Here is an 11,836-nt window from a genome sequence, read left to right as displayed (position 1 = left end):
GACACACTGGCAGCGTGCTCGACCTCATCCTGCCGCTGGAATGCGGCGGCTGCGGGGCGCCGTCGACCCGCTGGTGCGACGCCTGCGCGGCCGAGCTCGCCGTCAGGCCCGACGAGCCGCACGTCGTCACCCCGCGGGTCGACCCGGCGGCGCCGGTGTTCGCGCTGGGCCGCTACGCCGGCGCGAGGCGCCGGGCGATCCTCGCGTGCAAGGAGCACGGGCGCGCCGACCTGGTGGTGCCGCTGGCCCGGGCGCTGGCCCTCGGGGTACACCGGCTGCTGGCGTGGGGGATGGTCGAGACGCCGCTGACGCTGGTGCCCGCGCCGACGCGGCGCACGGCGGCGCGCCGTCGCGGCGGGGACCCGGTCGCCCGGCTGGCCCGCGCCGCCGTGACCGGACACCCGGACATCGCCGTCGCGCAGGCCTTGCGGATGCGGGCGCTGGTCCGCGACTCCGTGGGGCTCGGCACGTCGGCGCGCGAACGCAACATCGCGGGCCGGGTGGTGTTGTGCGGTCGCCCGCCCGGCACGGAGGTCGTCGTCGTCGACGACATCGTCACGACGGGGGCGACGGCGCGCGAGTCGGTGCGGACCCTGCGCGCCGCGGGGGTACGCGTGGCGGCGGTGCTGGCGATCGCGGCCGCGTGATGCTGTGCGGCCGCCAAGAGTATGTGAAGAACTCGCAACAGCTGTACGAAAGCAGTGGCATCCCAAGGCGAACACGAGCTAACGTCGAGAACAACCTTCAGGAACATCCTGGGCTTCCTGGTAATGACCCACTCGTCGCGATTCCCCAGGTTGAAACGCCATACGTGGAGGGGGTGAGTATTCGACACCTTGCACCGGCGGGCAGCCTGCGGCCAAAACCGCTCCCACCCCGTCGGCGCGTTTCATAAAAGCCGGCACGCACCGCGTGCGACGTGGAAAAGGAAACGAGTTGACACGTATGTCAAGGCTTACCGTGGATTCCGGTCAAATTCTCGACCAACCGCCGGCAGACACCACCGGGCCGGCCGAACCGACACTTAGCGCCGAAGTCGTGTTCAAGGGCCGCAACGTCGAAATCCCCGATCACTACCGCATTTACGTCTCGCAAAAACTCGCCCGCCTCGAACGATTCGATCGCTCCATCTACCTTTTCGACGTCGAGCTCAAGCACGCGCCCAACCGGCGCCAGCGCAAGTCCTGTCAGCGCGTGGAGATCACCGCTCGCGGGCGCGGGCCGGTCAGCCGCGCGGAGGCCTGCGCCGACAGCTTCTACGCCGCCTTCGAGTCGGCGGTCGACAAGCTGGAGAACCGGCTGCGCCGCGTCAAGGACCGCCGCAAGGTGCACTACGGCGACAAGACGCCGGTGTCGCTGGCCGCGGCCACCGCGGTCGCCCCGCCACCGGCCAAGGCGTTCAACAACGAGCCGGTCCGGCCGCACGAGCACGACGGCGTCGGCGCCGACGGGCACGGCGCCGCCGAACGCGAGCCGGGCCGTGTGGTGCGCACCAAGGAGCACGAGGCCAAGCCGATGACGGTCGACGACGCGCTCTACGAGATGGAGCGCGTGGGGCACGACTTCTTCTTGTTCTTCGACAAGCAGACCGAGCGGCCGTCCGTCGTCTACCGTCGCCACGCCTACGACTACGGGCTGATCAGCCTGTCCTGACGGGCCCCGCAGCGCGCGGCAGCGCCGCGCTTGCGATCGCCGCGGGGTCCACTGGCGGCGACCCGCGGCGCGCGGCAGCGCCGCGCTTGCGATCGCCGCTACGGCGGCCATCGGCGGCGCGTCACCTACGATGGGGGTCGGTTTATCGAAGAAGAAGACTCCTATCAATAGGGGATTACCCCAAAGGGGACAACACCGTGCTGGATAAGTTGCTGCGCCTGGGTGAAGGTCGCATGGTCAAGCGCCTCAAGCGGGTCGCCGACTACGTCAACACGTTGTCCGACGACGTCGAGAAGCTCACCGACGCGGAGCTGAGGGCCAAGACCGACGAGTTCCGCAAGCGCCTCGACGAGGGCGAAACCCTCGACGACCTGCTGCCCGAGGCGTTCGCCGTGGCCCGCGAGGCCGCGTGGCGGGTGCTGGACCAGCGCCCGTTCGACGTCCAGGTGATGGGCGCGGCCGCGTTGCACCTGGGCAACGTCGCCGAGATGAAGACCGGTGAGGGCAAGACCCTGACCTGCGTGCTGCCGGCCTACCTCAACGCGCTGGCCGGCAAGGGCGTGCACATCGTCACCGTCAACGACTACCTGGCCAAGCGCGACAGCGAGTGGATGGGCCGCGTGCACCGCTTCCTGGGCCTGCAGGTCGGGGTCATCCTGGCGCAGATGACGCCCGACGAGCGGCGCGTCGCCTACAACGCCGACATCACCTACGGGACCAACAACGAGTTCGGCTTCGACTACCTGCGCGACAACATGGCCCACTCGCTCGACGACCTGGTGCAGCGCGGGCACACCTACGCCATCGTCGACGAGGTCGACTCGATCCTGATCGACGAGGCCCGCACCCCGCTGATCATCTCCGGCCCCGCCGACGGCGCGTCGAACTGGTACCTGGAGTTCGCCCGGCTGGCGCCGCTGATGCAAAAGGACATCCACTACGAGGTCGACCTGCGCAAGCGCACCGTCGGCGTGCACGAAAAGGGCGTGGAGTTCGTCGAGGACCAGCTCGGCATCGACAACCTCTACGAGGCCGCCAACTCGCCGCTGGTCAGCTACCTCAACAACGCGCTGAAGGCCAAGGAGCTGTTCACCCGCGACAAGGACTACATCGTCCGCGACGGCGAAGTGCTCATCGTCGACGAGTTCACCGGCCGCGTGCTGATCGGCCGCCGCTACAACGAGGGCATGCACCAGGCCATCGAGGCCAAGGAGCACGTCGAGATCAAGGCCGAGAACCAGACGCTGGCCACCATCACGCTGCAGAACTACTTCCGGCTCTACGACAAGCTCGCCGGCATGACCGGCACCGCCCAGACCGAGGCGGCCGAGCTGCACGAGATCTACAAGCTGGGCGTGGTGTCCATCCCCACGAACAAGCCGATGGTCCGCACCGATCAGTCCGACCTCATCTACAAGACCGAGGAAGCCAAGTACATCGCGGTGGTCGACGACGTCTCCGAGCGCTACGAGAAGGGCCAGCCGGTCCTGATCGGCACCACCAGCGTGGAGCGCTCGGAGTACCTGTCGCGGCAGTTCCAGAAGCGCCGCATCCCGCACAACGTGCTCAACGCCAAGTACCACGAGCAGGAGGCGGGCATCATCGCGGTGGCGGGCCGCCGCGGCGGCATCACCGTCGCCACCAACATGGCCGGCCGCGGCACCGACATCGTGCTGGGCGGCAACGTCGACTTCCTCACCGACCAGCGGCTGCGCGAACGCGGCCTGGACCCGGTGGAGACGCCCGAGGAGTACGAGACGGCCTGGCACGAGGAGCTGGCCCTGGTCAAGGAGGAGGCCGGCAAGGAGGCCGCCGAGGTGATCGAGGCCGGCGGCCTGTACGTGCTGGGCACCGAACGCCACGAGTCGCGGCGCATCGACAACCAGCTGCGCGGCCGCTCCGGCCGGCAGGGCGACCCGGGCGAGTCGCGCTTCTACCTGTCGCTGAGCGACGAGCTGATGCGCCGCTTCAACGGCGCCGCGCTGGAGGCGATGCTCAACCGGCTGAACCTGCCCGACGACGTGCCGATCGAGAACAAGATGGTGACCCGCGCCATCAAGAGCGCCCAGACCCAGGTCGAGCAGCAGAACTTCGAGGTCAGAAAGAACGTCCTCAAGTACGACGAGGTGATGAACCAGCAGCGCAAGGTGATCTACGCCGAGCGCCGCCGCATCCTCGAGGGCGAGAACCTCAAGGAGCAGGCCCTCGACATGGTCCGCGACGTGGTCACCGCCTACGTCGACGGCGCGACGGTCGAGGGCTACGCCGAGGACTGGGACTTGGAGGCGCTGTGGGCGGCGCTCAAGACGCTGTACCCGGTGGGGATCAGCCACGAAAGCCTGCTGCATCCGGGGGCGGACTCCGACCGTGACGACCTCACCCGCGAAGAGCTGCTCGACGCGTTGCTCAAGGACGCCGAACGCGCCTATGGCGTGAGGGAAGCCGAGCTCGAGGAGATCGCCGGCGAGGGCGCGATGCGCCAGCTGGAACGCAACGTGCTGCTCAACGTCATCGACCGCAAGTGGCGCGAGCACCTCTACGAGATGGACTACCTCAAGGAGGGCATCGGGCTGCGCGCGATGGCGCAGCGCGACCCGCTGGTCGAGTACCAGCGCGAGGGCTACGACATGTTCATGGCCATGCTCGACGGCATGAAGGAGGAGTCGGTCGGCTTTTTGTTCAACGTCACCGTGGAGGCGGTGCCCGCCCCGCAGGTCGCCCCACAGGCGACGCCGGAGGGGCTCGCGGAGCTGGGAACCGCCGCCGGCGGGCAGCCGGACGGCGAAGCCGAACCGGCCGCCGCGCCGCGCGAGGAAGCCCCAAGCACGTTGCGCGCCAAGGGCATTGACAACGACGCGCCCGCGCTGACGTATTCGGGCCCGGCGGAGGACGGTTCGGCGCAGGTGCAACGCAACGGCGGCGGCGCGCAGAAGACGCCGGCCGGCGTGCCCGGGGGTGCCAGCCGCCGCGAGCGTCGCGAGGCGGCGCGGCGGCAGGGTCGCGGCGCCAAGCCGCCGAAGTCGGTCAAGCGGCGGTAAGGCCTTCCCACCCCGATTTGAGGCAGACGCCCCATGCGCCCGCCCGGCGCGGGCGCGCAGCATTCCGGGATGAGCAAAACTCCCTTGGACGCGGCGACTGCCGTCCTGCGAGATCCCACCCTGCCCGCCGGCGACGACGAACGATTCGTCGGTTTCGGCGTCATGGGCCTCCCGTTCGCCAGCGGGCATTACCTGGCGTTGCGCGACTTTCCGGCCACCTCGTTCTCGCCCGGTTACCGGTCGGTGTGGCACCGCGACCCGGACGGGGCGTGGACCTTCTACGCGACCACGCCGGGCCCGCAGAGCTGCGCCCGCTTCTTCAGCTCGGCGAGCGCCAACGACGCGGTCCAGTGCGACATCGACGTCGCCTGGGTCACCCCGTGGTCGGTGTCGATCGAGATCCCCGGGTTGCTGGCCTGGCGCGTCGACCTCGGCGCCACGCCCGCAACGCGGCTGATGACCGCCGTCGGGACGCGACTGCCGGGGCGCGCATGGCGAAACCCGACCGTGCTGGCCGTCCTGGGCCGGGCCGCCGGTCCGACGCTGCGCGCCGGTCGGGTGCGGCTATCGGGAACGGCGCCCAACGGCCAGCGGTTCATGATCGCCCCCGCGCAGTTGTGGGCGGTGACGCACTCTCGCGCCGTCCTGCGCGACGCGGACCTCGGACCGGTCGTGCCGTTGCCGCGGCAACCCCGGCTGGCGGGCTTCCGGCCGCCGCAACGCGGCTTGTTCGTGGTGGGCGCTGGGCGTTTCGAAACGTTCGACGCCGGCCGGCATCTCGCCGTGGGGCGCACCGTCCCAATCGGGTGACTGCGGGCCGGTGAGCTGGGCACAATGAGGCCCATGTCGGAGCCCGAACCGCCGACCCGGGCGGAGCTGCTCGCGGCGCTGTCGGTGGCGATCGACCTCGGCCTGGGGCAGCCCGCCGAGCACATGCTCCGGTCCGCGATGATCGCGACCCGGCTGGCCGATCGGCTGGGACTGTCCACGGCGCAACGCGATTGCGTCTATTACACGACGTTGATCATGTGGATCGGCTGTCACGCCGACTCGCACGAATACGCGCGGTGGTTCGGCGACGACATCGCCGTGCGCCACGACTCCTACCTCGTCGACTGGTCGGGGCTGCCGTACCTGAGGTTCCTCGCCGGCAACGTCGGGCGCGGTCAGCCCCTCGCCCAGCGACTGACGATGATGGCGACGCTGTTCGTCAACGCGCGCGGCCAGCTGTCCCGGTTGATCCACTCGCATTGCACCTCCGCGGCGCTGCTGGCCGACCGCATCGGCCTCGGCCCCGACGTGCAGGCCTCGCTCGCGTTCGCCTTCGAGCGCTACGACGGCGGCGGGCTGCCGTCCGGCGCGCGGGGGGACGAGATCCCGGTACAGATGCGGGTGGCCCAGCTCGCGGACATGGTCGAGGTCCACCACCGCGCGTACGGCGCCGACGGCGCGGTGGCCATGGCCCACAGCCGCCGCGGCGGCCAGTTCGACCCGCAGGTGGTCGACGCTTTTACCCGGCACGCGGAGGAGATCCTGGCCGGCCCGCCGGCCGGCGACGCCTGGGCGGCGGCGTTGCGCGAGGCGCCCGACCGCGATCAGCGGCTCGATGAGCCGGCGCTGGACGCGCTCCTGGTCGCGTTGGGCGACTTCGTGGACCTCAAGTGCCCCTTCACGCTCGGGCACTCCCGCGCGGTGGCGCGGCTCGCCGGTGACGCCGCCCGGGCCGCCGGTGTCGACGCCGACGACGCGGCACTCGCGCGGCGGGCCGGTCACGTTCACGACTTGGGCCGCATCGGTGTGTCGAACCGAGTCTGGTCCAAGCAGGCAGCGCTGACGGCGGCCGAGTTCGAGCGGGTCCGGCTGCATCCCTACCTCACCGTGCGAATCCTCAACCAGGTCCGTAGCTTGGCGCGGCTGGCGGAAGTCGCCGGCAATCACCACGAATGCCTGGACGGGTCGGGATACCCCCGGGGCCTCGCCGGGCCCGGGTTGGGCCTGCCGGACCGAATTTTGGCCGCCGCCGTCGACTACCAATCCGCTTGCGAGCCAAGGCCATACCGCGACGAGCTCGGGGCCGGGGGCGCGGCGCGGCGGCTGCGCGAGCGGGTGAGCGCCGGCGAGCTCGATCCCGTCGCGGTCGAGGCGGTGCTGCACGCCGCGGGCCAGCCGGCCGAGCGGCCGAAGCTGCGGCCCGGCGGACTGACCCCGCGCGAGATCGAGGTGCTGTGCCTGGTCGCCCGTGGCGCCTCCAACAGGGAGATCGCGGCGTCGCTGGTGATCAGCGAAAAGACCGCCCGCAACCACGTGGAACGCACCTACGCCAAAATCGGCGTGTCCAATCGCATCGGCGCCAGCATGTACGCGCTTCGGCACGGGCTAGTCAAAAATAACTAGGGGCCCCGGGCGAAAGATGAGGCAAACGACTCATGTGCCGGCCCACCCACGCGGTCGACACTTGGGTCATGAAGCGCTACTTGATCATTGGTTACGGCGCGGCCGCGTACCTGCTGTTCGTCGCCGCCTTCTTGTATCTCGTCGGTTTCGTGGGCAACTTGCTGGTCCCACGGACCGTCGATCACGGGCTCCCCGCGCCCATTTGGCAGGCGGTGCTCGTCAACGTGTTGTTGGTCGGGGCGTTCGGCGTCCAGCACAGCGTCATGGCGCGGAAGTCGTTCAAGGCGTGGTGGACACGGGTCGTGCCGCCGTCGATAGAGCGCAGCACCTACGTGGTGCTGTCCAGCGCCGTGCTGGTGCTGCTCTACTGGCAATGGCGAGACATGCCGGCCGTCATCTGGGATGTCCGGCAGCCGGTGGGGCGGGTGGCGATATGGGCCTTGTTCTGGCTGGGGTGGGCGATCGCGTTCGCGGCGACCTTCATGATCAACCACTTCGACCTGTTCGGGTTGCGGCACGTCTTTCTGGCGTGGCGCGGAAAGCCCTACACCGAGCTCGGTTTCCGCACCCACCTGTTCTACCGCCTGGTGCGCCATCCGCTGATGCTGGGATTTCTGATCGCGTTCTGGGCGGCACCCACGATGACGGCCGGGCACCTGCTCTTCTCGATCGCCATCACGGCCTACATCCTGATCGCGCTGCAGATCGAGGAACGCAGTCTGGTCGCGGCGCTCGGCGATCAGTACCGCGATTATCAGCGCAATGTGCCGATGCTGGTGCCGAAAACGCGCCTGCCGCAACGGAAATCGGCTGAGGCGGTGGGCCAGCACTGACCCTCGAGGACGGCCGGTGCTCGGCGGCACCGGCCGGCAGCGCGACGACCTGACACACTCGCGCCGGCCGCCTGGTAAGCATGGACGGTATGGATGTCAAGGAGGTGTTGCTGCCGGGCGTCGGTCTCCGCTATGAATTCACCAGCCACAACGGTGAGCGCATCGGGATCGTCGCACGCCGCGGCGGCGACTTCGACGTCGTCCTGTACGGGCCGGAGGATCCCGACCAGGCCCGGCCGGTCTTCCACCTGACCGACGACGAGGCCGAGGCGGTGGCCCAGATCCTGGGCGCCCCGCGCATCGCCGAGCGGTTCACCGAGCTTTCCCGGGAGGTGACCGGGCTCGAGACGGGCCAGGTTCACATCGTCGCCGGCAGCCCCTTCGTGGGCCACCCGCTCGGCGACACCCGGGCCCGCACCCGCACCGGCGCGTCGATCGTCGCGATCGTGCGCGACGAGGAAGTGCTCGCCTCGCCCGGCCCGGCCGAAATGCTGCACGCGCGAGACGTTCTGATCGTGATCGGCACCGAAGACGGCATCGCCGGTGTCGAGCAGATCATCGATAAGGGCTGAGCCGATGCAGGTTTCGGGGGCGCTGCTGTTCCAACTCGGCGCCCTCCTGGCCACGTTGGCCGTATTGGGCGCCGCCGCAAGGCGTTTCGCGTTGTCCCCGATACCGGTGTACCTGCTGGCGGGCCTCTCGCTGGGCAAGGGCGGGCTGCTGCCGGTCGCCGCGGCGGGCGAGTTCATCGAGACGGCGGCGCCGATCGGCATCGTCCTGCTGCTGCTGACCCTCGGCCTGGAATTCTCGGCGACCGAATTCGCCGCCAGCCTGCGCCACCACCTGCCGTCGGCCGGTGTCGACCTCGTCCTCAACGCGACCCCCGGCGCGGTGGCCGGCTGGCTGTTGGGTCTGGACGGGGTGGCCATCCTGGCCCTGGCCGGGGTCACCTACATCTCCTCGTCGGGCGTCATCGCGCGCCTGGTGCAGGACCTGGGCCGGCTGGGCAACCGGGAAACGCCGGCCGTGCTGTCGGTGCTGGTGCTCGAGGACTTCGCGATGGCGGCCTACCTGCCGCTGTTCGCGGTCCTGGCCTCGGGCGGCGGCTGGCTGCACGCCGTCGCGGGGATGGCGGCCGCCGTCGGCGCGCTGCTGGTCGCGTTCGCCGCGTCCTACCGCTGGGGCCACCACTTCGGGCGGCTGGTCGAGCACCCCGATTCCGAGCAACTGCTGCTGCGGGTCCTGGGGATCACGCTGATGGTGGCGGCGGTGGCGGAGGTCCTGCACGCCTCGGCCGCCGTCGGCGCGTTCCTGGTGGGACTGACGTTGACCGGTGCGACGGCGGACCGGGCGCGTCAGGTGCTGGGCCCGCTGCGCGACCTGTTCGCCGCCATCTTCTTCCTGGCGATCGGCCTCTCGGTCGACCCGCACGAGCTGCTTCCGATGCTGCCGGTGGCGCTGGCGCTGGCCGTCGTCACCGCCGCGACGAAGGTGGCCACCGGGATGCTCGCCGCCCGGCGCGACGGGGTGGCCCGGCGCGGTCAGCTGCGCGCGGGCGCCGCTCTGATCGCCAGGGGCGAGTTTTCGTTGATCATCATCGGGTTGGTCGGCACCTCGATCCCCGGGGTCGCGGCGCTGGCGACGTCGTACGTGTTCGTCATGGCGATCGCGGGCCCGGTGCTGGCCCGCTACGCGGGAGGCCCGCGCCCGGCCTAGCCGATGTGCCTAGCCGATGTGCCTAGCCGATGTGCAGCGCCACCACCAGCCATCGGGCGCTGCCGGCGCCGGTGGGCAGCTGCTCCACCCGGCAGGCGATGGCGTGGATCCTCTGCCCGCGGCTGTAGGTCCCGAACACCTCCGCCGCGGACTCCAAGCTGCGGTGCCCGGCGGGCTGCAGCCGGGTCCGGCGCAGCACCGCCGCGCCGCCGCGCCCGCGGCCGATCGACAGGACGGAGTCCACCAGGCCGGGCGCCAGCATGGGCCGCAGCTGGGCGGCGGGGCGGCGGCGGTCGATGACTTCGAGCACCCGGCGCAGGGCGGCGTCGGCGAAGGCGGCCGCCTGGCGCATCGGCGCGGACGCGACGGGTGCGATCGGCGCCGCCGGTCCGGTGCACGCCCGGCGGGGCGCGGCCGCACGGCGGCGCGGCGGTGCGTGGGATGACGGCCGGCACTGGGGCACGTCCCGGCGCGGCGGCTCGTAGTCCACGACGGGGGTCACGGCGAAAACGGTCAACGGGCACTCTCCAAGCCGAAAGGTCGCACGAGCGCCTGCTGGAGAGTGGCAGACACGTTGGTCAGTGGTCATCATGGCACAGGTCGCGCCGGCGCGTTTTCGCGCCGATCCGGCCAACGAGCACCCGCGCCGAGCTTCCGGCGGGCCGGACGATTACCGTGGGCGGGTACACCCGTTCACCCAGCGAACCGAGGACGAATTGACAAGTAGGACAGGGCCGTAATGGTGGCCCGGTTGTCCCCGGCGGACGCATCCTTTTACCGGCTGGAGAACACGGCCACCCCGATGTACGTGGGATCGCTGTCCATCCTGCAGCGCCCCCGGGCCGGGTTGAGCTACGAGACGCTGTTGGCCACCGTGGAGCAGCGCCTGCCCCAGATACCGCGCTACCGGCAGAAGGTTCGGGAGGTGGGTGTCGCCGGGGCCCGTCCGGTGTGGCTCGACGACAACGACTTCGACATCACCTACCACGTGCGGCGCTCGGCGCTGCCGTCGCCGGGCAGCGACGAGCAGCTGCACGAGCTGGTCGGACGGCTGGCCGCCCGGCCGCTGGACAAGTCGCGGCCGCTGTGGGAGATGTACCTGGTCGAGGGCCTGGCGAAAAACCGGGTCGCGCTCTACACCAAGTCCCACCAGGCCCTGATCAACGGCATGAGCGCGCTGGAAATCGGCCACGTCATCGCCGACCGGACGCGACGGCCCCCGCCCTTTCCCGAAGACATCTGGATACCGGAACGCGACCCCGGCAACACCCGCTTGGTCCTGGGCGCCATCGGCGACTGGCTCGCCGGGCCGAGCACGCAGCTGCAGGCCGTCAGCTCGGCGGTGGCCGGTCTGGTGACGAACTACGGCGAGCTGCTCGACGCCGGCCGCCGCGTCGCCGACATCGCCCGCGCGGTGGCGCGGGGCAACCCACCCAGCAGCCCCCTCAACGCGACCGTCTCGCGGAATCGCCGGTTCACGGTCGCTCGGGGCAGCCTCGAGGACTACCGCGTCGTCCGCGCGCGCTACGACTGCGACATCAACGACGTGGTGCTCGCCGTCATCGCCGGCGCGCTGGGCAACTGGATGCTGTCGCGCGGCATGGCGGTGTCACCCACGGCGACCATCCGCGCGATGGCGCCGCTCTCCGTGTATGCCGACGACCACCTCGACTCGACGGGGCCCGGCCAAACGATCAGTCAGGTCACGCCCTTTCTCGTCGATCTGCCGGTGGGGGAGGCGAATCCCGTGGTGCGGCTGTCGCAGATCGCCCACGCCACCGAATCGAACGCGAACTCGGCCAGCCTGGTGGACGCGCGCACCATCGTCACCCTCTCGGGCTTCGCGCCGCCCACCCTGCACGCCATGGGGATCCGGGTCGCCACCAACTTCCCGAGCTTTTCCAAGCTCACGTTCAACCTGCTGATCACCAATGCGCCGGGCGCCCAGTCGCAGATGTACATCGCCGGCACGAAACTGCTGGAGACCTACGCCGTGCCGCCGCTGCTGCAAAATCAGGCCCTGGCGATCAGTGTGACGTCCTACAACGGCATGCTGTATTTCGGAATCAACGCCGACCGCGATGCGATGAGCGATGTCGATCTGCTGCCCGGCCTGTTGAAGCAATCCCTCGACGAACTTCTGGAAGCTTCCCGCTAGTTAGCAGGGGTGAAAATCGCTGGCCGGATCTATGATTCGTTATT

Annotated in this window: 10 protein-coding genes; 9 read left to right on the top strand and 1 reads right to left on the bottom strand. The window is 70.0% G+C overall.

Going from position 1 to position 11,836, the window contains the following annotated elements; genetic code table 11:
• Positions 1-14: 14 nt before the first annotated feature.
• The 8 genes from AWB89_RS13930 (at position 15) to AWB89_RS13895 (ending at position 9,634) form a co-directional block, all read left to right on the top strand.
• Positions 15-647 carry a ComF family protein gene (locus AWB89_RS13930; protein ID WP_085174342.1) on the top strand — a complete coding sequence of 211 codons (633 nt, stop codon included), beginning with the start codon at positions 15-17 and terminating at the stop codon, positions 645-647.
• Positions 648-960: 313 nt separating this feature from the next.
• Complete coding sequence (hpf, locus tag AWB89_RS13925) at positions 961-1,653, top strand: ribosome hibernation-promoting factor, HPF/YfiA family (RefSeq protein ID WP_085174340.1); 693 nt, start codon at positions 961-963, stop codon at positions 1,651-1,653.
• A gap of 197 nt (positions 1,654-1,850) precedes the next feature.
• Positions 1,851-4,691: a preprotein translocase subunit SecA gene (gene secA / locus AWB89_RS13920; RefSeq protein ID WP_085095999.1), complete on the top strand. Its 2,841-nt coding sequence runs from the start codon at positions 1,851-1,853 to the stop codon at positions 4,689-4,691.
• 69 nt (positions 4,692-4,760) lie between these two features.
• Positions 4,761-5,501, top strand: a complete 741-nt coding sequence (locus AWB89_RS13915) for a hypothetical protein (RefSeq protein WP_085174560.1) — start codon at positions 4,761-4,763, stop codon at positions 5,499-5,501.
• Positions 5,502-5,534: 33 nt separating this feature from the next.
• Positions 5,535-7,085 carry an HD domain-containing phosphohydrolase gene (locus AWB89_RS13910; RefSeq protein WP_085174338.1) on the top strand — a complete coding sequence of 517 codons (1,551 nt, stop codon included), beginning with the start codon at positions 5,535-5,537 and terminating at the stop codon, positions 7,083-7,085.
• Positions 7,086-7,153: 68 nt separating this feature from the next.
• Positions 7,154-7,918: a methanethiol S-methyltransferase gene (gene mddA, locus AWB89_RS13905; RefSeq protein WP_085174335.1), complete on the top strand. Its 765-nt coding sequence runs from the start codon at positions 7,154-7,156 to the stop codon at positions 7,916-7,918.
• A gap of 89 nt (positions 7,919-8,007) precedes the next feature.
• The gene (locus tag AWB89_RS13900; protein WP_085096450.1) at positions 8,008-8,490 is read left to right on the top strand and encodes a cation:proton antiporter regulatory subunit; all 483 of its coding nucleotides are present in this window, start codon (positions 8,008-8,010) and stop codon (positions 8,488-8,490) included.
• Between the two features lie 4 nt (positions 8,491-8,494).
• Complete coding sequence (locus AWB89_RS13895) at positions 8,495-9,634, top strand: cation:proton antiporter (protein ID WP_085174333.1); 1,140 nt, start codon at positions 8,495-8,497, stop codon at positions 9,632-9,634.
• Between the two features lie 22 nt (positions 9,635-9,656).
• Here AWB89_RS13895 and AWB89_RS13890 read toward each other — a convergent pair whose 3' ends face one another.
• Complete coding sequence (locus AWB89_RS13890; protein ID WP_372515304.1) at positions 9,657-10,223, bottom strand: Rv3235 family protein; 567 nt, start codon at positions 10,221-10,223, stop codon at positions 9,657-9,659.
• A 150-nt stretch (positions 10,224-10,373) separates the two neighbouring features.
• On the opposite strand from AWB89_RS13890, the gene AWB89_RS27715 reads away from it, so the two are divergent.
• Complete coding sequence (locus AWB89_RS27715; protein WP_085095990.1) at positions 10,374-11,792, top strand: WS/DGAT/MGAT family O-acyltransferase; 1,419 nt, start codon at positions 10,374-10,376, stop codon at positions 11,790-11,792.
• Positions 11,793-11,836 lie beyond the last annotated feature (44 nt).

It is taken from the genome of Mycobacterium paraense, assembly GCF_002101815.1.
GTDB lineage: Bacteria > Actinomycetota > Actinomycetes > Mycobacteriales > Mycobacteriaceae > Mycobacterium > Mycobacterium paraense.
The sequence above is the reverse complement of the archived record's forward strand: the minus strand, read 5'-3'. Positions and strand labels throughout refer to the sequence as shown.